The organism is Blastococcus sp. SYSU DS1021, from assembly GCF_054050995.1.
The window spans coordinates 52,723-76,279 of sequence record NZ_JBJHAL010000005.1; the positions used below are offsets into that span (position 1 = coordinate 52,723).

Sequence of the window (23,557 nt, forward strand, 5' to 3'; positions counted from 1 at the left end):
GTCGCGATCCGTGCCACGAGAGATGGACCCCCGGGACCCGGACACCCTGTACGCCGAGGGGCCGGTGGCCCCCGAGCCCCCCGACGACGACGTCCCCGACACCTCTCCCCTGCCCGACTCCGGCGGCACCGGTCCCGGGCCGGACGACCTCGACCGGCTGCTCTGACGGCCGGCCGACCGGCCGGTGCCGGTGCCGGTCAGTCAGATCCGGGCGGCGGGCGCCACCTCGTCGCCGGCCGGCTCCGTCGCCGTGGCGGGGGCGTCGTCGTCCTCGTCCTCCGGGGCGGCGGTCTGCTCACCGGCGTCCCCGTCGTCCTCCGGCGGGGTGGTGGACCCGGTGTCCCCGTCGTCCTCCGGCGGGGTGCTGGGCTCGGTGTCCCCGTCGTCCTCCGGCGGGGTGCTGGGCTCGGCGTCCCCGTCGTCCTCCGGCGGGGTGCTGGGCTCGGCGTCCCCGTCGTCCTCCGGCGGGGTGCTGGGCTCGGCGTCCCCGTCGTCCTCCGGCGGGGTGATCGGCTCGGTCGTGCCCCCGTCACCGTCGGGCGGGCTGCTCGGCCCGGCGATGACCTCCCCGTCCTGCGGCGGGGTGCTCGGGCCGGCGGCATCCCCGGCGGGGGGCGTCGTGGGCGTGCCCGTCGCCGGATCCGCGCCCTCCTCCGCCGGGCCGCGGGTCGACGCGCCGCTCGGCACCGGCTCCTCGGCGACCGGCACCTCCGGGGCAGGTGCCACGGGCTGGGGGCGTCCCACCGGGATGGCACCCCCACCGGTCGACGGCGCCACCTCCGGAACCGTCACACCCGGCCGGACAGCGACACCGAGACGCACCTCGTCGCCGGGGAGCAGCATGCCGGCGGCCGGCTCGAGGCGGGTCACCGTGCCCGGGGCCTGCTCCGCGGTCACGTCCTCCTCCTGCCGCACCGTCAGCCCGAGCGCGCCGAGTTCAGCGGCCACCTCGGCGGCCGGGCGGCCGAGGTACTCCGCCGGCGCCAGCACGACGCCCGCGGCTGCCGAGGGGGTCGAGACGGCGCCGGCGGACCGGCCGGCGCCCGCGTCCCCACCGGGATCCGGGATGATCCACAGGGCGCCGCCCCCGAGCAGGAGGAACGCCGCCAGCGGCGTCGCGACGGCCAGGGCCGGACGGCGGCCGGCCCTCCCGGGCGCCGCCCGGGTGCCCCGGGACGGGGGGCGCGCCGCCCGCACCGGGCGCGTGACCAGCGGCCGGCGACCCGGTGCGGTCCCCGCCGGTCGGTGGATCGCCTCCTCGATGGCCGACAGGAAGGCGCCGCCGTCCCGCGGCCGCTGCGCCGGGTCCTTGACCAGGGCGGCGTCGATCAGGGCGCGCACGCCGGGCGGCAGCTCGGCGGGAAGGGGCTCGGGGTGCTCCTGCACCTGCTTGAGCGCGACCGTGACCGGGTTGTCGCCGTCGAAGGCGGCCTGGCCGGCCAGCGACTCGTAGCCGACCAGACCGAGGGCGTAGACGTCGCTCGCCGGGCTGACGTGCTCGCCCCGGGCCTGTTCGGGCGACATGTACTGGGCGGTGCCGACCACCTGCCCGGTGCCCGTGATCGGCGCGCTCCCCGCCGACCACGAGATCCCGAAATCGGTCAGCTTCACCGTGCCGTCCCGGCCGAGCAGGATGTTGGCCGGCTTGACGTCACGGTGGACCACGCCGGCCCGATGGGCCTCGGCCAGCCCGGCCGCCGCCTGCCGCAGCAGCGAGAGCGCGGCGGCGGTGTCCAGCGATCCCACCTCGGCCAGCCGGGCCGACAGCGGAGGCCCCTCCACGAGCTCCATCACCAGGTAGGCCAGCCGCTCGCCGGTGTCCTCGGCGGTCGTCTCCCCGTAGTCGAGGACCGCGGCGATGTTGGGGTGGCTCAACGCCGCCGCGTGCCGGGCCTCGGAGCGGAAGCGCGCCACGAACTCCGGGTCGTCGGCGTACTCGCTGCGCAGCACCTTGACCGCCACGGACCGGTGGAGCTGCAGGTCGCGCGCCCGCCAGACCTCACCCATCCCGCCGACGGCGATGAGCTGCTGCAGCTGGTAGCGGCCGTCCAGGCACCGTCGGCTGGTTCCGGCCGTGGTCACTCCCGAGTCCCCTCGTGTCGGTGCCGAGAGGGCGCCTCCGCGCTCCCCCGTACTCGTACGTCCTGCAGGTGTGCCCGCCCGGAGGGGGTCTGAACCCCGGCGGAGCCGACGAGGTGGAACCCGGCCGGCCCCACGCGCCGCCGCGGTGCCGGCCGCGGATCCGCCTGCGGGCTCTCGTACCGTGCGTGCCGGCCGGCCGCAGCGGCCCGCCGCACCGATCGACAGGAGCACCCATGAACACCGGCGTCGTCCTCATCACCGGCGCGAGTTCCGGCCTGGGCGAGGAGATGGCCCGGCAGTTCGCCGCCCGCGGCCACGACCTGGCGCTCTGCGCCCGGCGCACCGATCGGCTGGACGCCCTCGCAGCGGAGATCCGCCCGGCCACCGGCCGGCGGGTGGAGACCGCGGCGCTCGACGTCACCGACGCCCAGGCCGTGCCCACGGTCTTCACCGCGTTCGCCGCGGCGTTCGGCTCGATCGACCGGGTGGTCGTGAACGCCGGCCTCGGCAAGGGCGCGCCCCTGGGCACCGGCCGGGCCGAGGCCAACCGCGAGACGGCGATGACGAACTTCGTCGGCGCGCTGGCGCAGACCGAGGCGGCGCTGGAGATCTTCCGCCGCCAGGGCCGCGGGCACCTCGTGCTGATCTCCTCGATGTCGGCGCTGCGCGGCATGCGCCGGTCGATGACCACCTACGCCGCCACCAAGGCCGGGGTCGCGTCCCTCGCCGAGGGGCTGCGGGCCGAGCGGATCCCCGGCCTGGACGTGTCGGTGATCTACCCCGGCTACATCCGGTCGGAGATGAACCAGCACGTGCAGCAGCGAACCCGGTTCATGGTGGACACCCCGACGGGCGTCCGCGCCATGGTGGCCGCCATCGAGGCCCGGCGGGCCACGGCCTACGTCCCCGCGTGGCCGTGGGTGCCCATCGGGCTGGCCATGCGGGTGCTGCCGCTGTCCGTGGTCCGCCGGCTCACCTAGGCACGGCCGCGGGGCGGTGGGGTCAGTTGTAGTTCACGTGCACGTGGTCGAAGTGGTTGGCCGTCGCGCTGCCCCGGTTCTCCATCGCCTGCCACGAGCCGCCCGGGGACGAGAGCATCCGCTGCTGCCAGATCAGGTAGTCCACGCCCAGCTCGGCCCAGTGGGCGCGGTGGTAGGCGACGATCGCGTCCCCGAGGGCGGCGTCGGACATCACCATGTAGTCCAGCGCCAGGCCCGAGGGGTGCCCGCCCGGGTCGGCGGCGCTGGCCCGGGTGCCGCCGAGGGTGATCCCCGCGGCGCCGGGCACGTTGCTGACCACCGCGTCGGCCGCGGCCTGGGTCTGCGGCTTCACGCTGCCCGCGGTGTTGGAGATGCGGGCGACCGCCGTGGCCGCCACCGAGGCGGCGGTGGTGGCGGCGGCCCGGGCCTCCTGTGTGGGCGTCGCCGCGGCGGGGGCCGCGGCCGCCCGCTCGGCGGCTGCGGCCTCCTCCGCTGCCTTCTCCTCGGCAGCCTTCGCCTCGGCCTCGGCGCGGGCGGTGGCCTCCGCCTCGGCCTTCTGCCGGTCGAGCTCGGCCTGGTCGGCCGCGGCCTGGGCCTGCTGGGCCGCGACCTGCTCGGCCTCGCGGCTGCTGCGGCTGGCCGCCAGGTCCTGCAGCGGGGCGAGGTCCTCGGCGACGTCGACCGGGCCGGAGCGGGAGGTGAGCCCGAGCTCCTGGGCGACGCTCACCGACTGCGAGGTGCCGGCCTCGGCCTGGGCGCCCGGGTCCACGCCGACGAGGGTGTTGACCAGGAGGGCACCGGCGGCGGCGACCCCGAGGTAGAACGCCGGACGGCGGAGGCCCGAGGGCGGGCGACGGCGGAGGGCGAGCGGGCCACGACGGCCCGAGGTGGTGGTGCGGGGATCCATGGGTTCGGGGTGCTCCGTTGGTGCGGCGGGGTCGGCCGGGCGAGGCGGACCGCGAGGGATGCGGGCTGCGGACCGGCGCCGGGTCGCGGGGCCACCGGGCACCGGCGGCTCGGCCGGCGGTCATCGCTGGTGGGGGCGACCGGCGGGACGCCGGGTGCGCGTGCGGTCAGGTCCGGGGACGCACCGGGGGGCGGCGGTGCCGGCGGGCGCGGGGTGGTGCGGCGGTGCAGGGGCGCGCCATGCGGCGGCTCTCCGTTTCTTCCGTCGTGCCGCCTACCGGGTTAGCTGACGGATTCGGACGGGAAGCAGCCCTACCCGCACCGGGACGTGCCCGGTGCGCGATTCACCCCAGAACTTCGGTGGGTCCCCGGCTCGCCCGCAGCTCGAAGGCGGCGGGCGACTCGGCGGCGCCCGGCAGACCCTCCCCGGATGGGGAGAGAACGATCGGCCGGGCTCCGCCACGGTAACCGTCGTTATGCAGTCGTGACAATGCGGGAGCGGTCACTTCCGCAGATCGTGACGCGTGTCGCGCCACCGTGCCGGCCCCGTCGGTGGTGTACGGCAGTCCGTTCAGCCGGCGTCGGCCCAGGACCGGACGACGGCGACGTCCAGCGGGAAGTCCACCGGGAAGGCGCCGAACAGCAGCCGCCCGGCCGTGGTGGCCGCGGCGCGCACCGCCTCGACCACGTCGTCGGCCAGGTGCTCGGGGGTGTGCACGACCACCTCGTCGTGGAGGAAGAACGCGAGGTGCGCCCGGGTCCCCAGCGGCCCGTCGCCGCCCAGCCGCCAGAGCCGGTTGCGGAGGTCGGCCAGCCAGCACAGCGCCCACTCCGCTCCGGTGCCCTGGACGACGAAGTTGCGGGTGAACCGACCCCAGGCGCGGCGGGCGCGGTCGCGGTCCTCCCGGGAACCGGCCTGCTCCGCGGCCTCGCCGAGCCCGTCCGCCCGCTGCGCCCACGCGCCGCTGGGCGACGGCGACCCCCGGCCCAGCAGCGTGTGCACCACCTCGCCGCGTTCGCCGGCCCGGGCGGACTCCTCGACCAGGCCGATGGCGCGCGGGTAGCGGCGGGCGAGCCGGGGCATCATGCGACCGCTCTCCCCGCGGGTGCCGCCGTACATGGCCCCGAGGATGCCCAGCTTGGCCTCCGCCCGGGTCGCCACCGCGCCACCGGCGACCATGCCCGCGTAGAGGTCCGAGGCCCGCGCCGCCTCGGCCATCGCGGTGTCCGCGCTCATCCCGGCGAGCACCCGGGGCTCCAGCTGGGCCACGTCGGCGACGACGAATCGCCAGCCGTCGTCCGCGACCGCCGCCGGGCGGATCAGCGTGGGCACCGAGAGTGCACCCCCGCCGTTGGACGCCCACCGACCCGTGACCACCCCACCCGGCAGGAAGGCCGAGCGGAACCGCCCTCCCTGCACCCAGGCCTCCAGCCAGCTCCAGCCGTTGGCCGTGAGCAGCCGCATCAGCTTCTTGTACTCGAGCAGCGAGGGGACGCACGGGTGCTCGAGCTGCTCGAGGGTCCACGAGCGGGTGTCGGCCACCGGGAGGCCGGCCTGCTGGAGTGCCCGCAGCAGCTCGGCCGGCGAATCGGGGTTGAGCGACGGGGTCCCCAGCGCCGCGCGGATCTCGCCCAGCAGCCGCTCGAGCACCGCGGGGCGCCCACCGGTTCCCGGGCGCGGGCCGAGCAGGTCGGTGAGCAGGCGCTCGTGCACGTCCGCCCGCCACGGCAGGCCGGTGTGCGTCATCTCGGCGGCCACCAGGGCGCCGGCGGACTCCGCCGCGAGCAGCAGCGCGAGCCGGTCGCCGTGCGGTGAGGCGGCCAGGGCCGCCTGCTGGCGCCGCTGCTCGGCCAGGGGGTCGAGCCGGTCCGCCGGGTCGGCCAGCGGGAAGAGGGCGGACTCCGCCGGCTGGCCGGGCTGCAGCACGTCCCACCCAGGGGTGTCGTCCCCGGCGAGCAGCTCCTGGGCCGCGAACGGGGACCGCCGCAGGATCGCGTGGCCGAGCCGCAGGTCGGTGCAGCGCTCGACGCGGACTCCCGCCGCCAGCAGCGCGGGGTACCAGCGGGTGGTGTCGTCCCACACCCAGCGGACGGGTGCGGCAGCGGCCTCCCGCTGTGCCACGACGGCGGGCAGCCCCCCGGCCGCGACGCGGGTGACCGACCCCGTCGACCCGTCGTCGACGAGCTCCGTCATCTCCACCGCGGACTCGCGGCGCCGGAGCAGGATCCGCTGCACGCCCGCAGTGTCGCCGACGGAGCCGACCGATCCGCCGGACGGCCCCGACGCATGTCCCCGGTGCGGGATCGCGCGAGGACGGCGGCCGGCGCGACGCGACGCGACGATGGAGCAGGGGGTGCTCGTCGCGACAGGCCGCCATCACGACGGACCCACGACGTCGAGCAAGGTCAGCGCCCGGCGTCCACCCCCGCCGCCTGCAGGTAGCGGCCGAGGGCGGCGCTGTTGTCCTGCAAACAGGTGATCCGCGCGTCGATCTCGCGTCGAGTGGCCACGAGGGTCGCGATGAGGTCGGGGCAGGGCTCCAGCTCGGGCCGCTCGCCCCGGGCGCATGGCAGGACGTCGCGGATGACCTCGGTGGACAGACCCGCAGCCAGCAGCCCCTGGATCTGGCTGACCGTCAGCGGCGCGTCGCCGGGGAACTCCCGATAGCCGTTGGCCGCGCGCGCCGGGGTCAGCAGCCCCTGCTCCTCGTAGTAGCGCAGGGCTCGCGGACTGACGCCCGTCCGCCGAGCCAGCTCACCGATCCGCACGGCGCTCTTCCCTCCGCCCTTGACCTTCACGTCGACGTCAGACTTTACGGTCGCCGCCATGTCCACCGATCAGCGATCCCTGCGCCTGCCCCGCGCGGCCACTCCGGCCCTGCCCGCTGTCGTCACCGGCACGGGACCGGCCCTCCTGCTCCTGCACGGCGCCGGCGGCAGCCCGCAGGACAACTACCCGTTCCTGGACGACCTGGCTTCCGACCACACCGTCGTAGCGCCCTACCTGCCCGGCACCGCCCCCGCTCCACTGCCCGATGGACCACTGGACGTCGACCTGCTCGCCGACCAGGTCGTCGCCACCGCGGACGCCGCGGGGGTGGACACCTTCGCCCTGTCGGGCTACTCGCTCGGCAGCGCCCTCGCGATCCGCGTGGCCGCCCGACACCCGGAGCGGGTCACCGCGCTGGTTCTGACCGCCGGCTTCGCTGCCGCCCGCCCGTCGCTCGCGGCGACCAGCCGGCTGTGGCAGCGGCTGCTCGAGCAGGACCCCGTCGGCGCCGGCTGGTTCGTCGCGGCCCTGTTCCCCGGGGATGCCGCGCTCCACGCCCTCGGCCGGGACGCCACCGCCCAGCTGGCCCGGGACGTCACCGCGCACCTACCGGCCGGCGCACGCGCGCAGGTCGAGCTGGTCGATCGCGTCGACGTCACCGCCGACCTGCCCCGGTTGGCCGCACGCCGTCTTCCGGTCACGCTCGTCGTCCCCACGCGCGACCGGCTGGTCGACCCCGCACATTCCGCAGACCTCCAGGCCGCCCTGCCGCACGCGGTCCGACACGAGCTGACCACGGGTCACGACGTCGCCGGCGATGCCCCGATCGCCTGGCTGCAGATCCTTCGAGCCGCGGGCACGACGCCCTGATCCCCCGCGGCGCCCTCGAACCGACCACCGCCCCCGCCGACCCGCCCGTCCGGGAGGCGCCTAGCCGAGCAGCCGGCGTAGACAGCGGACGGGCGTGGCGAGGACGGCCCGGGCGACGTGCACGCCCAGCCGCAGCAGGTCGGTGTAGTCGGGCGGACGGACGGTGGCACCCGCCCCTGGCCGGCCGGGAGACGGCCCGTCGTCCGTCGCCGCCCGGGCCGCGGCGACCGGCGGGGCCGGCGCCGGCGTCTCGGTGAGGAGCAGGTCGACCGCCGACCGGCGTCGTGGGGCCCGGAGCGAGTCGAACGACGGGATGGCCGGCGCCACCGGACCGTCCTCCTCGGACGGCTCGTCATCGGTCGGCTGCCCACCGGCGGGCCCGCCCACCGCCGCGCCGGCGCCCGGCAGCTGGGCCGGCGGCTCGGGGACGACGGCGCGGATCGCCGCGACCAGGCCCGGTCCGAGGCCGGCGACGTCGCTGAGCTCCCGCCGGGTGAGCGCGGCGAGCGCCTCGACGTCGGTGATCCCCGCCCGGGTCAGCGCGCTGACCGCGCGCGTCGGCAGACCCAGGTCACGGATCGTCCCGGCGGGCTGTCCCGGTGAGCTGGTCGGCATGTCGGCCAACCCTAGCGATGCCGGCCCGCGGTCGCGCCGGCGGCGGCAGCCCGGTCAGACCTCGGTCACCTCGTAGGTGTGCCCCGCCGCGCGCAGCCGCTCCACGAGGACCTCCCCCAGCGCCGTCGCCGGCGTCAGCGAACCGGCCCGGTCGGGCAGCCGCTCCCCGTCGAGGGCGAGCGCCAGCGCGGCCTCCCCGAGCATGACGGCGGTGGCGGCGTACCCCGGGTCGCCGCTGCCCGCGGCGGTGGCGCGGTAGCGGCGGCCGCTCTCGGTCGTGGCGTCGACCACCATCCGGAACCAGCCCTTCCGCCGCACGGCCTCGCTCGGGCCGGTGCCCGGCGCGGGGAGCACCCGGTCCAGCACCGCACGGGTGGGCGCCAGGCTCATGGCGGACACGGTGGCGACCAGCCCGGCGGAGACACCGGCCGCGGCGACGGCGCCGAGCGGCCCGCGCCCCACCCCCATGACCTCGCCGTAGCGCATGTCGCGCCCGTACGCCCAGCCCTGCAGCGCGTTGCTCCGCCGCACGATGCGGGTGTTGAACGGCGCCATGACGAAGGCGGCCGTCCAGCGCCCGTCGTCGGTCCGGCGTGGCAGCGCACCGTCGAGGGGCTGCGGGGTGTCGGGCTCGGCAGCCCGGTCGGGGCTCAGGCCGAACGGGTCGCCGACGACGCGACGCAGCGACGGGTTCTCCTGCATCGCCTCCACCTGGGCGCGCATCGAGTCGATCGTGCCGCCGCTGAGCCCGCCCCGGGCCGTGGCCACCAGCTGGACGTCGCGCAGCCCTCCCGCACCGTCGGCCGCGGCCCGCCGGCCCAGCAGAAGGGCGCTGAGGTCGGAGGGGATGGAGTCGTAGCCGCAGGCGTGGACGAGGCGGGCGCCGGTCTCCCTGGCGACGGCGTCGCAGCGCTCGATGGCGTCACGGACGAACAGGATCTCCCCGGTCAGGTCGGCGTAGTGCGTGCCGGCCCGGGCGCAGGCCTCCACCACCGGCAGCCCGTAGCGGGCGTAGGGGCCGACCGTGGTGACCAGCACGCGGGTGCTGCCGGCGAGCGCGGTCAGCGACGTGGGATCGGTCGAGTCGGCCCCGACCAGCGCCCAGTCGCGGCCGGCGGCCGGCAGGGCGTCGCGGACCTCCTCGAGCCGCCGCCGGGAGCGCCCGGCCAGCGCGATGCGGGTTCCCTCCGGGGCGTGCTCGGCCAGGTAGGCCGCGAGCAGCCGCCCGACGAAGCCGGTGGCCCCGTAGACGACGAGGTCGTAGGTCCGTGCGTCTTCAGCCATGCGGCCATCCTGACCCGCCCGGGGAGCGCGGGCAGCCCGCGCTCACCCCGGGCGCCACCTCACGGCGAGGTCACGGAACGGCACACGGGTCACTCCGACCTCCCCCGTGCGCAAGGAACTGCGGGGAGGTGCCGATGGAGGTCGCATGGCAGTGCGGCTCGCAACGGTGCGGACCGCGACCCGGCAGCAGGTCGCGGCCCAGACGTCGACGTCCCCGTGGTGGCGGTCGGCGGTGGTCTACCAGGTCTACCTGCGCTCGTTCGCCGACGGCAACGGCGACGGCATCGGCGACCTGGCCGGCCTCCGCTCCCGGCTGCCGTACCTGGCGTGGCTGGGGGTCGACGCGGTCTGGATCAACCCGCACTACCCCTCCGGTGGTGCCGACGGCGGCTACGACATCGTCGACTACCGCGCCGTCGACCCCGAGTACGGCGACGTCGCGGACCTGGAGGCGCTCGTCGGCGAGGCCCGCGCTCTCGGCCTGCGGGTCGTGCTCGACGTCGTCCCCAACCACACCTCCGACCGGCATCCCTGGTTCCAGGCCGCGCTGGCCGACCCGGACTGCCCCGAGGCGTCGCGGTACCACTTCGCGCCCGCGTCGGAGGAGCCGCCGAACAACTGGCGCTCGCTCTTCGGCGGCCCGGCGTGGTCGCGCACCCCGGACGGCCGGTGGTACCTGCACCTGTTCGCCCCCGAGCAGCCCGACCTCAACTGGCGCGACCCCGCCGTCGCCGCCGACTTCGAGCGGACGCTGCGCTTCTGGCTCGACCGCGGCGTCAGCGGCTTCCGCGTCGACGTCGCCTACGGCCTGTTCAAGGACGCCGGCCTGCGGGACAACCCGGGCGCCTACTCCCCCACCCTGTTCGGGCACGGCCCCGAGCAGGCGATGACCTGGAACCAGCCCGAGGTGCACGACGTCTGGCGCCGCTGGCGGTCGATCTGCGACGAGTACCCGGAGACGATGCTCGTCGGCGAGGTCTGCCTGGCCGATCCGCACGAGGTGGCCCTCTACTCGCGGCCCGACGAGATGCACCAGTCCTTCAGCTTCCGCCTGCTGAAGTCCCCGTGGTCGACGGAGGCCTTCGCCGACGGCGTGCGGAGCGCGCTGGACGCGTTCGGGCAGGTCGGCGCACCCGTTTCCTGGGTGCTCGGCAACCACGACAAGGACCGGCAGGTCACCCGGTTCGGTGGTGGTGCCGTGGGCACCGCCCGTGCCCGCGCCGCCGCGCTGCTCATGCTGGCCCTGCCAGGCTCCGCCTACGTCTACGCCGGCGACGAGCTGGGCCTGCCGCAGGCCGACGTCCCCGACGAGGCCAAGCGCGACCCGATCTTCTTCCGCAGCGGCGGCGCCCGCAGCGGACGGGACGGCTGCCGCGTGCCCATGCCGTGGAACCCCTCGCCCGGCGTGGGCTTCTCCGCCGGGACGGCGGCCGAGCCCTGGCTGCCGATCCCCGACGAGTGGAGCCGGTACGCGGTGTCCCGCCAGGCGCGGGACGGCGGGTCGATGCTGACCCTCTACCGCCGCGCCCTGGCGCTGCGCGAGGCCCACCCGGCCCTCGGCTCGGGCGAGGCCACGGTCAGCACCCGGGGCGACGTCCTCACCGTCCGGTGCGCGGCCGCCGACGGCAGCGTCGTCCGGTGCGTGGTCAACATGGGCACCGGGACGACGCTCGTGCGCACGCGCGGCACCGTGCTGCTGGCGTCGAACACCAGCGTGCGGCGGTCACCGGGCACCGTGGCGCTGCCCCCGCACACGGCGATCTGGCTCGCCGAGAGCTGAGCTCCTCCCAACGGGGTATGTCCGCGCCCCGGGGTTGGAGCCGTCGCGGCGACGGGCCGATGGAGGTCCGGTGACCAGCGTGGCGGAGAGATCCGGTGGGGAAGGCGGCTCCGTCGTCCCCGCACCGGCTGCCGTCGATGCCGGGGCCATTGGGCTGTGGGAGCGGATCGCCGAGCTGGAGGACCGCTCCCGATTCGACGACGACGGCTTGGAGGAGCGGGCCGAGCAGGCTCTCGCCGACGCTCGCGAGGTCGGGACGGCGGAGCTGGAACAGCGCGCCCGGCTGGTCCAGGCCGACCTGGTGCGGCGCCGCGGCAACATCGCCGAGGCAGGCCGGCTGGCCCGGGAGATCCAGCGCTGGGCTGCCGACCGCGGCTTCCGCTGCCTCCTGGCGCGCAGCCACTTCGTGCTGGCCGCGGTGTTCCAGGAGCTGGGCGATCTCTCCCTGGCGCTGGAGAACGCCGTCCGCGCCGTCGAGCTGCTCGACGAGGACGTCCGGCCCCAGCAGCGGATCGACCACCACGCCCGGCTGGCCGACTGCCTGGGGCTCAACGGCGACCTCGCCGCGCGGGAGCGCTACGACCACGTGCTCCAGCTCGCCGACGAGATCGGCGACGTCGACCGGCAGGTGCTGGTGCTCAACAACCGCTCCTACTGCGAGATCCTCTCCGGTCACTTCGAGGAGGCCCTGGTCTGGAGCACGAAGCTGCAGGACCTCGCGGCACGGCACGGCGTCCCCCTCCGAGTCGGTCGGCTGGACACCGTCGGCCGCGCGCTGCTGGAGCTGGACCGGCTGGAGGACGCCGAGGCCGCACTGCTACCCGGTCTGCACCCGGACGTCCTCGACGCCTCGCTGGACGGTGACGCAGGCGCGGACTTCCTGCTGACCCTCGCCGAGGTCCGCCGCCGCCGGGGGCACCTCGACCGGGCCCGGGACAGCCTCGACGAATGCCTGCGCCGCTGCGAGCGGTACGGGCTGACGTCCATCCGCGTGCGCGCCCGCCGGGAGAAGGCCGAACTGCACGCCGCCGCCGGGGACTTCCGGGCCGCGTACGAGGAGCACCGGCAGTACTCCGACGAGCTCGTCGAGCTCCAGTCGGCCGAGCGCGACGCCCGGGCCCGGGCGTTGCAGGCCATGTACGAGACCACCGAGGCCCGCCGGCAGAGCCGGCGGTACCGCGAACTGTCGCTGCGCGACCCGCTCACCGGCCTCTACAACCGCCGCTACGTGGACGACGAGCTGCCGCGCGTGCTGGCCGCGCACCCCGGCGAGGTGACGGTGGCGCTGCTGGACCTCGACCACTTCAAGCAGATCAACGACACGTGTTCGCACGAGGTGGGCGACCGGGTGCTGCGCACCGTGGCGGAACTCCTCCAGGCACACGGCCGTCCGGACTCCGGCCCTGGCGGCGCGTTCGTCGCCCGGCTCGGCGGGGAGGAGTTCCTGCTCGTGCTGACCGGCACGGACCCCGCCACCGCGACGCGGCACCTCGAGGACCTCCGCCGGGCCATCGCGGAGCACCCGTGGGGAGAGCTGACCGGTGGCCTGCCGGTGACCGTCAGCATCGGCACGGCCGGCGGCGGCGCCACCGCGGCGGACGCGCTCGGCCGGGCCGATGCCGCCCTGTACACCGCCAAGCGGCGGGGTCGGGACCGCGTCGTCGCGTCCTAGGTCCCGTCCCGCCGCGCGACGGTCAGACCGGTTCGACGCCGAACACCCCGGCCAGCCGCTCGATCTTGCGCGCGCGGGCGAGCCGGGGCAGGTCGCTCCCGTCGCGGATCACCTGACCGCGGGCGTCGAAGTCGGCGAGGAAGTCCCGCGCCCACGCGACGTCGGAGGGGGCGGGGCTGATGACCTCGTTGATGACCGGCAGCTGCTCCATGTCCAGGCACAGCTTCCCGGTCAGCCCCAGGGAGACGGTGACCGCGGACTGCTCCCGGAGCACCGGGAGGCTGCTGCTGACCGTGGGGCCGTCGATCGGGCCGGGGAGCCCGCCGATGCGGCTGGCCACCACCAGGCGCGAGCGGGGGTAGGCCATGGCCAGGTCGTCGGCGCTCGTGCCGGTGTCACGGCGGTAGTCCCCGCTGCCGAAGGCCAGCCGGAACGCACCGCGGGCGCGGGCGATGTTCACGGCCTCCTCGATGCCGAGCGCGGACTCGACCAGGGCCAGGACCGGCGTCGCGCCGCCGAGGCGGTCGAAGGTCTCGGTCACGTGCTCGGCGGCCTCGGCCTTGGCCAGCATCACGCCCAGCAGCCCCGGCACCCCGGCGAGCGCGGCGACGTCGTCGGCCCAGAACACGGTGGAGTGGTCGTTGATCCGCACCCAGGCGCTGTTGCCCTCCTGGGACAGCCAGGCGATCACCCCGTCGCGGGCCTCGCCCTTGTGCGCCGGATCGACGGCGTCCTCGATGTCCAGCACCACCTGATCGGCTCGCGACGCGTGCGCTCCGTCGAACAGCTCCGTGCGGGCGCCGTTCACCAGCAACCAGGAGCGGGCGTCCTCGGGGCCGACCCTTCTGCTTCTCACCACCGGTCCATCCTCGTACGGATCCGCTCCCGGCACCGCCCGGCGCGCCCGCGCCGATCCGTTCGGATGACCTGACCGGTCCCCGCACGCGGGTGTTCCCCGGTCCCCCTCGGGTACGCCGGGCAGGCACGGACGACCCCGAACGAGAGGAGCAGACGTGACCGAGGGAGACCTGGAGCAGACCGGCACCGGCGACGCCGCCAAGCGCATAGGCCAGGCGCCGACGACCACCGATGTCACCGACCCGGAACGCTCGTCCCGCAACACCGCCGCCGGCTCCGGTTCCGAGCCCGGCGAGGGCCCCGTGCAGCCCGCGGCCGACGAGGGCGTCGACCCCTCGGCGAGCATCGAGCCGCACAACGAGGGCCTGGCCTGAGCCCGCGGCCCGTCGCCGGCTCCCCTCGGGGGCTGGCGACGGGCCGCCGTCAGGCCCCGGCCACCCGGGGGGCGACCTCGGTACCCAGCAGCTCGATGCCGCGCAGCAGGTCCTCGTGCGCCAGCCGCGGGTTCGTCATCTGCAGCGCCACCCGGTCCACGCCCCCCAGCTGCTCGGAGACCCGCCGCAGCTTGGCGGCCACGGTCTCCGGGTCGCCCATGAAGAAGGCACCGTCGGGCCCGCTGGTCGCGTCGAACTGCGCCCGGGTCGGGGGCGCGAAGCCCCGCTCCCGGGAGATCTTCGCGAACATCTCGTGCCAGCCGGGATAGATCGTGTCCGCGGCCGCCTGGGTGCTCTCCGCGACGAACCCGAACACGTGCAGTCCGACCTGCAGCGCCTCGGGCGGGTGCCCGGCGTGCTCACCGGCCCGCCGGTACAGGTCCACCAGCGGGGCGAACTGCCGCGGCTCGCCACCGATGACGGCCACCATCAGCGGCAGCCCGAGCAGCCCCGCCCGGGCGAAGGACTCGGGAGTGCCCCCGACGCCGACCCAGATCGGCAGCGGGTCCTGCAGCGGGCGCGGGTACACCCCCTGACCGGTCAGGGCCGGCCGGTGCTTCCCCGACCAGGTGACGTGCTCGGACGCCCGGATGCGGAGCAGCAGGTCCAGCTTCTCGGCGAACAGCTCGTCGTAGTCGGCGAGGCTCAGCCCGAACAGCGGGAACGCCTCGGTGAACGACCCGCGGCCCACCACGAGGTCGATCCGGCCCCGGGAGATCAGGTCGAGGGTGGCGAACTGCTGGAAGACCCGGACCGGGTCGGCGGCGCTGAGCACCGCGACCGCGCTGCCGAGGCGGATGCGCGAGGTCCGCGCCGCCGCGGCGCCGAGGATCACCGGCGGCGCGGAGTCGTAGTACTCGCTGCGGTGGTGCTCCCCGATGCCGAACGAGTACAGCCCCACCCGGTCGGCGAGCTCGATCTCCTCCAGCAGGTGGGCCATCCGCTCCTCCGGGCCGATCAGCCGTTCGGTGCGCGGATCGGTGACCGCCGCGACGAAGCTGTCGACGCCGACGTGCATGGGCCGTCCTCCTGGGGCTCGGAGCGGGGGGGGGGGGGGGGGGGGGGGGGGGGGGGGGGGGGGGGGGGGGGGGGGCGGGCGCCCCCCCCCCCCCCCCCCCCCCCCCCGACCGGATCGACGGCCTGCAGATGAGCGTGCAGTCCTGCGCCACGCCGTGGACGAAGGCGGGCGGGGGCTGGTCGTGCGGCGGCGCCGTGACCGACTTCTACGCCGGCCCGATCGTCATGGACGAGGCGCTCGCCGGCGCCGCGAGCCTGCGGCCGGGTGGGGTGGACCACCTGCTGACCACGGTCTCGTTCCCGTCGACGGCCGGTGACGAGCTGCGCCGGCAGTCCAGCACCTTCACCTTCACCTTCACCGCGACGCAGCGCGACGGCGCCGCGCGCTGACCCGGCGACCGCGCGGCGGGTACCGGGCCCACGGGGGGCCCGGTCCCCGCCCGCGCGGCTGTCCGCAACCGCCCGTTGCGGACGGTCCCGATCCGGTGCGCGGGCCTGTCGGCGCGCCGCGCGGGACGCCGGATGGCAGAGTGACGCAGGTGAAGACCTGGCTCGACAGCTGGCCGGTGTACCGCCAGCTCACCGGCTCCGACCCGCTGGGCCGTGGCAAGGCCGCGCGCAGCAAGGCCACCGAGGCCACCGTGTCGCGCACCGCCACCGCTGACCGCGTCGTGAAGAGCGTCTGCCCGTACTGCGCCGTCGGCTGCGCGCAGAACGTGTACGTGAAGGACGAGCAGATCGTCCAGATCGAGGGCAACCCCGACTCGCCGGTCAACCGCGGGCGGCTGTGCCCCAAGGGCAGCGCGAGCAAGCAGCTGGTCACCAGCCCGACCCGGGTCACCACGGTCAAGTACCGCCGTCCGTTCGGGACGGAGTGGGAGGACCTCGACCTCGACACGGCGATGGAGATGATCGCCGACCGCGTCCTGGAGGCACGCCGCAAGGGCTGGCAGGACGAGGACGGCGGGAAGCGCGTCAACCGCACCATGGGGATAGCGAGCCTCGGAGGGGCGACCCTCGACAACGAGGAGAACTACCTCATGAAGAAGCTCTACAGCGCCCTCGGCGCCATCCAGATCGAGAACCAGGCGCGCATATAGCACTCCTCCACGGTGCCCGGTCTGGGTGCCTCGTTCGGTCGTGGTGGCGCCACGAACACCCAGCAGGACCTCGCGAACGCCGACTGCATCGTCATCGAGGGCTCCAACATGGCCGAGTGCCACCCGGTGGGCTTCCAGTGGGTGGCCGAGGCCAAGGCGCGCGGCGCGAAGATCGTGCACATCGACCCGCGGTTCACCAGGACCAGTGCGATAGCCGACCTGCACGTGCCGCTGCGGATGGGCAGCGACATCGCCTTCCTCGGCGGCCTGATCAGGTACGTGCTCGACAACGAGCTGTACTTCAAGGAGTACGTCACCGCCTACACGAACGCCGCCGCGCTCATCGGCGAGGAGTTCGTCGACGCGGAGGACCTCGGCGGCCTGTTCTCCGGCTTCGACCCGGAGACGAGCACCTACGACGAGACCAGCTGGCAGTACGAGCTCGAGGAGCCGGCGCAGTCGGGTGCCGACGACCCGGCCGAGGCCGCGGAGCAGGACCGGACCGACGACGACCCGTCGGTCACGAGGGCCGACCGCGCGCAGGCGGCCGGCAGCGGCGGGCCGCCGATCCCGGGCAAGCCCAAGCGCGACGAGACGTTGCAGCACCCGCGCTCGGTGTTCCAGATCCTCAAGCGGCACTACGCCCGCTACACCCCCGAGATGGTGTCCGAGGTCTGCGGCATCGAGCCGGAGGTCTTCGAGCAGGTCGCGCGGTGGGTCACCGAGAACAGCGGCCGCGACCGGACGACGGCGTGGGTGTACTCGGTGGGCTGGACGCAGCACAGCGTCGGCGCGCAGTACATCCGCACCTGCTCGATCCTGCAGCTCCTGCTGGGCAACATCGGCCGCCCCGGCGGCGGGATCATGGCGCTGCGCGGGCACGCCAGCATCCAGGGCTCGACCGACATCCCGACGCTGTACAACATCCTGCCGGGCTACCTCCCGATGCCCCACGCGCTGCAGCACGACGACCTCGACGACTACGTCGCCGACGCCGCCGGCAAGGCGGGCTTCTGGGGCAACAAGCGCGCCTACATGACCAGCCTGCTCAAGGCGTGGTGGGGCGACGCGGCGACGGCGGAGAACGACTTCTGCTTCGACTACCTGCCCAGGATCAACGGCGACCACAGCTCCTACCGCACGATCGCCGACATGATCGAGGGCAAGGTCTCCGGCTACTTCCTGGTCGGGGAGAACCCCGTGGTCGGGCACCCCAACGGCCGGATGAACCGGTTCGGCCTGGCCAACCTCGACTGGCTGGTCGTCCGCGACCTGCAGTTGATCGAGTCGGCGACCTTCTGGCAGCAGGCGCCGGAGATCGAGACGGGGGAGCTGTCCCCCGATTCGATCGGCACCGAGGTCTTCTTCATGCCCGCGGCGACGCACGTGGAGAAGGAAGGCACCTTCACGCAGACCCAGCGGATGCTGCAGTGGCGGGACAAGGCGGTCGAGTCGCCGGACGACGCGCGCAGCGACCTGTGGTTCTACTTCCACCTCGGCCGCATCCTCCGCGAGCGACTGAAGGACTCCACCGACCCGCGCGACCGCCCGCTGCTGGACCTGACCTGGGGCTATCCGGTGCACGGCGAGCGGCTCGAGCCGGACGCCGACGCGGTGCTGCGCGAGATCAACGGCTTCGGCCCCGACGGTCAGCTGCTGAACTCCTACATGCAGATGAAGGACGACGGCTCGACGACCGGCGGCTGCTGGATCTACTGCGGCGTCTACGCCGACGGCGTCAACCAGGCCCGTCGGCGCAGGCCGGCGGCCGAGCAGGGCCCCGCGGCCCCCGAGTGGGGCTGGGCCTGGCCGCTCAACCGCCGTGTCCTCTACAACCGTGCCTCGGCCGATCCCGACGGCAAGCCGTGGAGCGAGCGCAAGAAGTACGTGTGGTGGGACGAGGCGGCCGGCGAGTGGACCGGTCTCGACGTCCCCGACTTCGAGAAGAACAAGCGCCCCGACTACGTGCCGCCCGACGACGCTCGGGCGCAGGACGCGCTGCGCGGCGACGACCCGTTCGTCATGCAGGGCGACGGGAAGGGCTGGCTCTACGCGCCGGCCGGCCTGGTGGACGGGCCGCTGCCGACGCACTACGAGCCGGCGGAGTCGGTCGTCGAGAACGCGCTGTACGAGGTGCAGGCGAACCCGACGATCGAGCGGATCCCGGGTCCGTGGAACCGGGAGAACCCGTCGCGCAGCGACGTCTTCCCGTTCCAGGTGACCACCTACCGGCTCACCGAGCACCACACCGCGGGCGCGATGAGCCGCACGCTCCCCTACCTGGCGGAACTGCAGCCGGAGTTCTTCGTCGAGGTGAGCCCGGAGCTGGCCCGGCTGCGCGGACTGGCCAACGGCGAGTACGCGACGCTGGTCAGCGCCCGGACGGCGATCGAGGCGAAGGTGCTGGTCACCGAGCGGATGCGGCCCATCAAGCTGCGCAACGGCACGGTCGTGCACCAGATCGGCATGCCGTACCACTGGTCCTACAGCGGCATCTCCACCGGGGATTCGGCCAACGACCTGCTCGGCATCGTGCTCGACGCCAACACCCACATCCAGGAGGACAAGGTCAGCACCGCCGACATCGTGCCGGGACGACGCCCGCGCGGCCCGGAGCTGCTCGACTTCGTGGAGAGCTACCGCCGGCGGGCCGGGGTGGAGTCGGGTCGGGTGGGGCTCAACGGCCGCGCCCCGGTGGCCGCCGAGGCCGGGGAAGGGTCCACGCAGTGACCGGCGGGATCGCGATGATCAGGTCAGCTGATCGTTCCGGGTCCTGGCTCAGCGCCGGTCGTGAGCCAGGACCCGCCATGGTGAGCCAGGACGACGTGCGGGAGGGAGTGCGATGACGATCAGCTCGGCCAGCCCGGCCTTCACCGGCCGCGACCCGGAGAACCGGCTGTTCGGCCCGCTGCCCGACGTCACGGCCGAGGCCGGCTACGAGGAGGAGCACCCCAAGCGGGTGGGCTTCTTCACCGACACCTCGGTCTGCATCGGCTGCAAGGCCTGCGAGGTGGCGTGCAAGGAGTGGAACACGCTCCCGATGGACGACTCCGACGGTGTCCGCGACGCCCTGGGCCTGTCCGGCATGTCCTACGACAACACCGGGCAGCTGGGCGCGAACTCCTGGCGGCACGTGGCGTTCATCGAGCAGAGCCGCGCCGTCGACCTGCCGATGCCCACGTTCGGCCGGCCGGGCGACGACCGGCAGGGCAGCGGACCGTCGCCGGCGCTCGCCGGGGACGACGTGAGCCTGGCGAACGCCCAGCAGAGCGTGCTCAACGCCGAGGCGCTGAGCGAGTTCGACCCGCAGACCGGCCAGACCGGCGCGGACAAGCAGATCCGTTGGCTGATGAGTTCCGACGTGTGCAAGCACTGCACGCACGCCGGCTGCCTGGACGTCTGCCCGACGGGGGCGCTGTTCCGCACCGAGTTCGGCACCGTGGTGGTGCAGGGCGACATCTGCAACGGCTGCGGCTACTGCGTTGCGGCCTGCCCGTACGGCGTGATCGACCAGCGCAAGGACGACGGCCGGGTCTTCAAGTGCACGATGTGCTACGACCGCCTGACCGACGGGCTGCAGCCGGCGTGCGCCACGGCGTGCCCGACGCAGTCGATCCAGTTCGGTGACCTCGACGAGCTGCAGGAACGCGCCGACGCACGGCTGGCGACGCTCAAGGCGCAGGGCGTGGAGACCGCCCGGCTCTACGGCCGGGACGAGAACGACGGCGTCGGCGGTGACGGGGCCTTCTTCCTGCTGCTCGACGAGCCGGAGGTCTACGGCCTGCCGCCGGACCCGATCGTGACGACGCGGGACCTGCCGGCGATGTGGAAGGCGGCCGGCAAGGCCGCGGCGATGATGGTCGGGGTCGCCGTCACGGCGATCCTCGGCTCGCGGCGGAGGTGACATGACCGGCGGTATCACCAGCCCGGGCTCGGGGTGGCGCCAGGCCGACCAGGGCCCGGCGGTGCAGCGGACGGGCAAGAAGCGCCGCAAGCGCGGCGGGGGCCGGGGTCGCGGCGAGGTCGCGATGGTCGACGACGTCGAGTTCACCTCGTACTACGGCCGGCAGATCGTGAAGACGCCGGTATGGAAGACGCCGGACGTGCCGCTCTACCTGTTCCTGGGTGGGGCGGCCGGCTCGTCGGCGATCCTCGGCGCGCTGGCCGACGTCACCGACCGCCCGGCGCTGACCCGGGTGTCGCGGTACACCGCGGGCGCCGGGTCGATCCTGTCGGTGGTCTTCCTCATCCACGACCTGGGGCGGCCGGAGCGGTTCCTGCACATGCTGCGGGTGCTCAAGCCGACGTCGCCGCTGTCGGTGGGTACCTACATCCTGGCGCCGTTCAGCGCGGCGGCCGGCGCGACGGCGGCGGTGGAGCTGCTGGGCTGGTTCCCGCGGCTCAAGCGCTTCGGCGGTGCGGTGGCGGCGCTGTTCGGCGGGCCGCTGGCTACCTACACCGGCGTGCTGCTGGCCAACACCGCGGTGCCGTCGTGGCACGCGGCGCACACCCAGCTGCCGTTCGTCTTCGGCGGCTCGGCGATGGCCGCCGGTGGGGGCATCACGATGGTGTTCACGCCGGTGGAGGAGGCGGCGCCGGCGCGGAAGATGGCGATGGCCGGGGCGGCGATCGAGCTCGCCGCGATGCACAAGGTCGAGAACGACCACGGCATCCTCAGCGAGCCGTTCCACGAGGGGCGGCCCGGGAAGCTGATGCGCGCAGCGCAGGCGTGCACCGCGGCCGGCGCCGGGCTGACGGCGGTGGCCGGGCGGAGGCGGTGGGGCGCGGTCGCGTCCGGGACGCTGCTGGCGGCCGGCTCGCTGCTCACCCGGTTCGGCGTCTTCGAGGCCGGCATCGCCAGCACCAAGGACCCGAAGTACGTCGTGATCCCGCAGAAGGAGCGGCTCGCGGCGCGGCAGCAGGAGCACGCCCCGACGACGACGACCTGAGGAGGCTCCACAGGCTCGTCAAGATGTGTCCGTAGCGACGGCGGAGCGAGGGCCAGACCTGGCAGGTTGTGTGCGGCTGGGACGCGTGGTGCACAGGTGATGCCGACAAGGTGTCGCGGCGGCGGCGGAGCTTTATATTCTCCTGCCACCCCTACGGTCCGCGCGTGACTACATCTCCACGGGTCGGACGGCGGGGTGGCCGACCGCGCCTCCTCGTCCGGTTGACCGCGACCGCCGCCGTCGCCTCCAGCGTCCTGCTCGGCGCCCCCCAGCCCGCCCAGGCCCAGTACGACCAGCACGGTCTCGACCAGGTGGTGCTCAACCCGGGTGGTGGGCGGCAGGCCGACGGGCGTGACGGCCTGCGGATCGTGCTGAACAGCAGCGAGCCGGCGAACACCGCGAGCAACTACATGTCGGCGGGGGACGCCAGCGACCAGCTGTGGTTCGCCGACACGGTGCAGTTCTGCTGCGCCGGCGCCGGCCCGCACCTGAACGTCGGCGGCACGCTGTTCGGCGAGAACGCGGCGGCCCCGAACGGTGGCGGGTGGAGCAGCCTGACGCTCGTCGGCTCCTCGGGCACGACTGTGTCCGGGACGACGCTGCCCTCGACCACCGGCGACGCGGCCGCGCACCTGCGCTACACCGCCGAGAAGAACGGCCTGACCTACACGATCGACCGGAAGGTCAGCTACACCTTCCCGAACGACTACTACCGGGACAGCTACACGTTCACGATCCCGGCCGGGAACACCGAGGAGGTGAAGTTCTACAGCGGGGGTGACACCTCGCCCGGCAGCGACGACCAGGGCTACGGCATCGAGCTGACCACGCCGGTGCGCTCGGTCATCTCGCTCAACCCGAGCTCCGGTATCCAGGTGGGGCAGCGCGAGGTGGCGGGGAGCAAGCCGTTCGACGGCGCCACGTCGCAGCGCTACAACCTGCCGTACCCGGTCGCCCAGGCCGGTGGGGACATCGGCTTCGTGGTCACCACGGCGAGCCACGACGCGGGGTTCATGACGCAGTGGAACCTCGGCGCCACCCCGGGCACGCAGACCCACGTGCAGGAGACCTTCGTCAACTTCCAGGGGGCGTCGCTCACCGCCGCGTTCCGGTCGGGCACCGCCGCGGCGGGCACCCCGGTGCTGCTGGACCTCAACGTGATCAACACCAAGCTCAGCGAGGTCACCGGCATCGGCTACACCTTCACCCTGCCGGAGGGGCTGCGGCTGGCCCCGGGCGAGCGGAGCAACGGCTGCGGCGGCACGCTCACCGCGGAGGGCAGCCGGATCACGCTGGCGGGGGCTGCGGTGCCGCTGGCGAGCAACTGCGTCACCTCGGTTCCGGTGGTGGCGACCTACGGCGGCAGCTACTCGATCGGCGCGTCGTCGGTCAGCGGGCTGGCGGTGGCCACCAACGGCGTCGGCACGTCCACGCTCACCGTCAGCGGCCCCTCCGCGCCGCCGCCGCCGATGGCCCCGGGGGCCCCGACCGGCCTCACCGCGGCACCGAGCGCGTCGTCGGTGCTGGTGAGTTGGCGCCCGCCGACCACCGGTGGGCCGGTGGCGCGCTACCGGGTGACCTCGAGCCCTGGTTCGGCGTCCTGCGTGACGACCGGCCTGTCCTGCCTGCTGGGCGGGGTCGCCGGCACCACGTACACCTACACGGTGACGCCGCTGGGGCCCGGCGACCTCGCCGGCACGCCGGCGTCGATCACGACGAGCGTGGCGGTCGCCGCCCCGCAGATCCCGGCGACGCCGCCGGAGACCGACCTCGTGCTCACCACCGACCGCGGCCTCATCACCGCCGCCGCGCCCGGCGAGGAGATCGTGGTGATCGGGACCGGCTTCCTGCCCTTCTCGACGGTCACGATCGTCATCCACTCCACGCCCACCGTGCTGGGTGAGGTCACCACCGACGAGAACGGCGACTTCACGAAGGCGGTGGTGGTGCCGACGTCGCTCGCTGCCGGCGTGCACTCGCTGGTCGCCTACGGCGTCGACCCCGACGGCAACCCGCACTCGCTGCGGATGGACGTGACGGTCGCCGCCGCGGCGGAGCCCGCGGCCCTGGCCCTGACCGGGCAGAACGTGCACCCGGCGGTCCACCTCGGTGCGTCAGGTGTGCTCCTGCTGGCCGGTGCCGGTCTGATGCTCGCCGCGCGAAGCCGGCGGGCGAGGACGGCCGGCGTGCGGGCCTGACCCGGCCGGCTCCCCGGAACGACGCTGCCCCGCGTCGCCCGA

The 23,557-nt window shown here is 74.6% G+C and carries 18 protein-coding genes, 1 pseudogene and 1 riboswitch; of the genes and pseudogenes, 11 read left to right on the forward strand and 8 right to left on the reverse strand.

What is annotated here, in order from left to right; all coding sequences use genetic code 11:
* Window positions 1–10 precede the first annotated feature (10 nt).
* Window positions 11–166: a hypothetical protein gene (locus tag ACI8AP_RS05290; RefSeq protein WP_456588291.1), complete on the forward strand. Its 156-nt coding sequence runs from the start codon at window positions 11–13 to the stop codon at window positions 164–166.
* A 35-nt stretch (window positions 167–201) separates the two neighbouring features.
* Here the strand turns inward: ACI8AP_RS05290 and ACI8AP_RS05295 are convergent, their stop codons facing one another.
* Window positions 202–2,082, reverse strand: a complete 1,881-nt coding sequence (locus ACI8AP_RS05295; protein WP_456588292.1) for a protein kinase domain-containing protein — start codon at window positions 2,080–2,082, stop codon at window positions 202–204.
* Between the two features lie 233 nt (window positions 2,083–2,315).
* Between ACI8AP_RS05295 and ACI8AP_RS05300 the strand changes: the two genes are divergently transcribed.
* The gene (locus ACI8AP_RS05300; RefSeq protein ID WP_456588293.1) at window positions 2,316–3,062 is read left to right on the forward strand and encodes an SDR family oxidoreductase; all 747 of its coding nucleotides are present in this window, start codon (window positions 2,316–2,318) and stop codon (window positions 3,060–3,062) included.
* Window positions 3,063–3,084: 22 nt separating this feature from the next.
* Here ACI8AP_RS05300 and ACI8AP_RS05305 read toward each other — a convergent pair whose 3' ends face one another.
* The 3 genes from ACI8AP_RS05305 to ACI8AP_RS05315 form a co-directional block, all read right to left on the reverse strand.
* Window positions 3,085–3,969 carry a hypothetical protein gene (locus tag ACI8AP_RS05305; RefSeq protein WP_456588294.1) on the reverse strand — a complete coding sequence of 295 codons (885 nt, stop codon included), beginning with the start codon at window positions 3,967–3,969 and terminating at the stop codon, window positions 3,085–3,087.
* 254 nt (window positions 3,970–4,223) lie between these two features.
* Window positions 4,224–4,371: riboswitch (cyclic di-AMP (ydaO/yuaA leader) on the reverse strand.
* 168 nt (window positions 4,372–4,539) lie between these two features.
* Window positions 4,540–6,204, reverse strand: coding sequence for a bifunctional 3'-5' exonuclease/DNA polymerase (locus ACI8AP_RS05310; protein ID WP_456588295.1), 1,665 nt, complete (start codon window positions 6,202–6,204; stop codon window positions 4,540–4,542).
* Window positions 6,205–6,374: 170 nt separating this feature from the next.
* A complete protein-coding gene (locus tag ACI8AP_RS05315) occupies window positions 6,375–6,797 on the reverse strand; it encodes a MerR family transcriptional regulator (RefSeq protein WP_456588296.1) in 423 nt (140 codons plus the stop codon).
* Between ACI8AP_RS05315 and ACI8AP_RS05320 the strand changes: the two genes are divergently transcribed.
* A complete protein-coding gene (locus ACI8AP_RS05320; protein WP_456588297.1) occupies window positions 6,796–7,608 on the forward strand; it encodes an alpha/beta fold hydrolase in 813 nt (270 codons plus the stop codon). The genes ACI8AP_RS05315 and ACI8AP_RS05320 overlap by 2 nt on opposite strands.
* Window positions 7,609–7,668: 60 nt before the next feature.
* On the opposite strand, the gene ACI8AP_RS05325 is transcribed toward ACI8AP_RS05320, so the two are convergent.
* Both ACI8AP_RS05325 and ACI8AP_RS05330 read right to left on the reverse strand, forming a co-directional pair.
* Window positions 7,669–8,223 carry a DNA-directed RNA polymerase subunit alpha C-terminal domain-containing protein gene (locus ACI8AP_RS05325; RefSeq protein WP_456588298.1) on the reverse strand — a complete coding sequence of 185 codons (555 nt, stop codon included), beginning with the start codon at window positions 8,221–8,223 and terminating at the stop codon, window positions 7,669–7,671.
* Window positions 8,224–8,277: 54 nt separating this feature from the next.
* On the reverse strand, window positions 8,278–9,507 hold the full coding sequence (locus ACI8AP_RS05330; protein ID WP_456588299.1) for a saccharopine dehydrogenase family protein: 1,230 nt from the start codon (window positions 9,505–9,507) through the stop codon (window positions 8,278–8,280).
* A gap of 145 nt (window positions 9,508–9,652) precedes the next feature.
* Here ACI8AP_RS05330 and ACI8AP_RS05335 point away from each other — a divergent pair, with 145 nt between their 5' ends.
* Together ACI8AP_RS05335 and ACI8AP_RS05340 are read left to right on the forward strand one after the other, a co-directional pair.
* Window positions 9,653–11,287: a glycoside hydrolase family 13 protein gene (locus tag ACI8AP_RS05335; RefSeq protein WP_456588300.1), complete on the forward strand. Its 1,635-nt coding sequence runs from the start codon at window positions 9,653–9,655 to the stop codon at window positions 11,285–11,287.
* A 70-nt stretch (window positions 11,288–11,357) separates the two neighbouring features.
* Window positions 11,358–12,959 (forward strand): diguanylate cyclase, encoded by a 1,602-nt coding sequence (locus ACI8AP_RS05340; protein ID WP_456588301.1) that lies wholly within the window; start codon window positions 11,358–11,360, stop codon window positions 12,957–12,959.
* A gap of 22 nt (window positions 12,960–12,981) precedes the next feature.
* On the opposite strand, the gene ACI8AP_RS05345 is transcribed toward ACI8AP_RS05340, so the two are convergent.
* Window positions 12,982–13,815 carry an HpcH/HpaI aldolase/citrate lyase family protein gene (locus ACI8AP_RS05345; protein WP_456588302.1) on the reverse strand — a complete coding sequence of 278 codons (834 nt, stop codon included), beginning with the start codon at window positions 13,813–13,815 and terminating at the stop codon, window positions 12,982–12,984.
* A gap of 157 nt (window positions 13,816–13,972) precedes the next feature.
* Between ACI8AP_RS05345 and ACI8AP_RS05350 the strand changes: the two genes are divergently transcribed.
* Entirely contained in the window at window positions 13,973–14,191 is a 219-nt protein-coding gene (locus tag ACI8AP_RS05350; RefSeq protein WP_456588303.1) for a hypothetical protein, read from the forward strand.
* Between the two features lie 49 nt (window positions 14,192–14,240).
* On the opposite strand, the gene ACI8AP_RS05355 is transcribed toward ACI8AP_RS05350, so the two are convergent.
* A complete protein-coding gene (locus tag ACI8AP_RS05355) occupies window positions 14,241–15,269 on the reverse strand; it encodes an LLM class flavin-dependent oxidoreductase (RefSeq protein ID WP_456588304.1) in 1,029 nt (342 codons plus the stop codon).
* Window positions 15,270–15,397: 128 nt separating this feature from the next.
* On the opposite strand from ACI8AP_RS05355, the gene ACI8AP_RS05360 reads away from it, so the two are divergent.
* From ACI8AP_RS05360 to ACI8AP_RS05380, 5 genes and pseudogenes are all read left to right on the forward strand, one after another.
* Entirely contained in the window at window positions 15,398–15,658 is a 261-nt protein-coding gene (locus ACI8AP_RS05360; protein WP_456588305.1) for a hypothetical protein, read from the forward strand.
* A 140-nt stretch (window positions 15,659–15,798) separates the two neighbouring features.
* Window positions 15,799–19,098, forward strand: a pseudogene (gene fdh / locus ACI8AP_RS05365) (formate dehydrogenase).
* A gap of 112 nt (window positions 19,099–19,210) precedes the next feature.
* Window positions 19,211–20,272: a 4Fe-4S dicluster domain-containing protein gene (locus ACI8AP_RS05370; protein ID WP_456588306.1), complete on the forward strand. Its 1,062-nt coding sequence runs from the start codon at window positions 19,211–19,213 to the stop codon at window positions 20,270–20,272.
* A gap of 1 nt (window position 20,273) precedes the next feature.
* Window positions 20,274–21,317, forward strand: coding sequence for an NrfD/PsrC family molybdoenzyme membrane anchor subunit (gene nrfD, locus ACI8AP_RS05375; RefSeq protein WP_456588307.1), 1,044 nt, complete (start codon window positions 20,274–20,276; stop codon window positions 21,315–21,317).
* Window positions 21,318–21,538: 221 nt separating this feature from the next.
* The gene (locus ACI8AP_RS05380) at window positions 21,539–23,515 is read left to right on the forward strand and encodes a DUF7933 domain-containing protein (RefSeq protein WP_456588308.1); all 1,977 of its coding nucleotides are present in this window, start codon (window positions 21,539–21,541) and stop codon (window positions 23,513–23,515) included.
* Window positions 23,516–23,557: the final 42 nt, after the last annotated feature.

Bases quoted from the DNA above. Each gene is read 5' to 3' on its own strand.
- ACI8AP_RS05300 (WP_456588293.1), top strand. From the start codon at position 2,316: ATGAACACCGGCGTCGTCCTCATCACCGGCGCGAGTTCCGGCCTGGGC.
- ACI8AP_RS05305 (WP_456588294.1), bottom strand. From the start codon at position 3,969: ATGGATCCCCGCACCACCACCTCGGGCCGTCGTGGCCCGCTCGCCCTC.
- ACI8AP_RS05320 (WP_456588297.1), top strand. From the start codon at position 6,796: ATGTCCACCGATCAGCGATCCCTGCGCCTGCCCCGCGCGGCCACTCCG.
- ACI8AP_RS05315 (WP_456588296.1), bottom strand. From the start codon at position 6,797: ATGGCGGCGACCGTAAAGTCTGACGTCGACGTGAAGGTCAAGGGCGGA.
- ACI8AP_RS05325 (WP_456588298.1), bottom strand. From the start codon at position 8,223: ATGCCGACCAGCTCACCGGGACAGCCCGCCGGGACGATCCGTGACCTG.
- ACI8AP_RS05330 (WP_456588299.1), bottom strand. From the start codon at position 9,507: ATGGCTGAAGACGCACGGACCTACGACCTCGTCGTCTACGGGGCCACC.
- ACI8AP_RS05335 (WP_456588300.1), top strand. From the start codon at position 9,653: ATGGCAGTGCGGCTCGCAACGGTGCGGACCGCGACCCGGCAGCAGGTC.
- ACI8AP_RS05355 (WP_456588304.1), bottom strand. From the start codon at position 15,269: ATGCACGTCGGCGTCGACAGCTTCGTCGCGGCGGTCACCGATCCGCGC.
- ACI8AP_RS05360 (WP_456588305.1), top strand. From the start codon at position 15,398: ATGAGCGTGCAGTCCTGCGCCACGCCGTGGACGAAGGCGGGCGGGGGC.
- ACI8AP_RS05370 (WP_456588306.1), top strand. From the start codon at position 19,211: ATGACGATCAGCTCGGCCAGCCCGGCCTTCACCGGCCGCGACCCGGAG.
- nrfD (WP_456588307.1), top strand. From the start codon at position 20,274: ATGACCGGCGGTATCACCAGCCCGGGCTCGGGGTGGCGCCAGGCCGAC.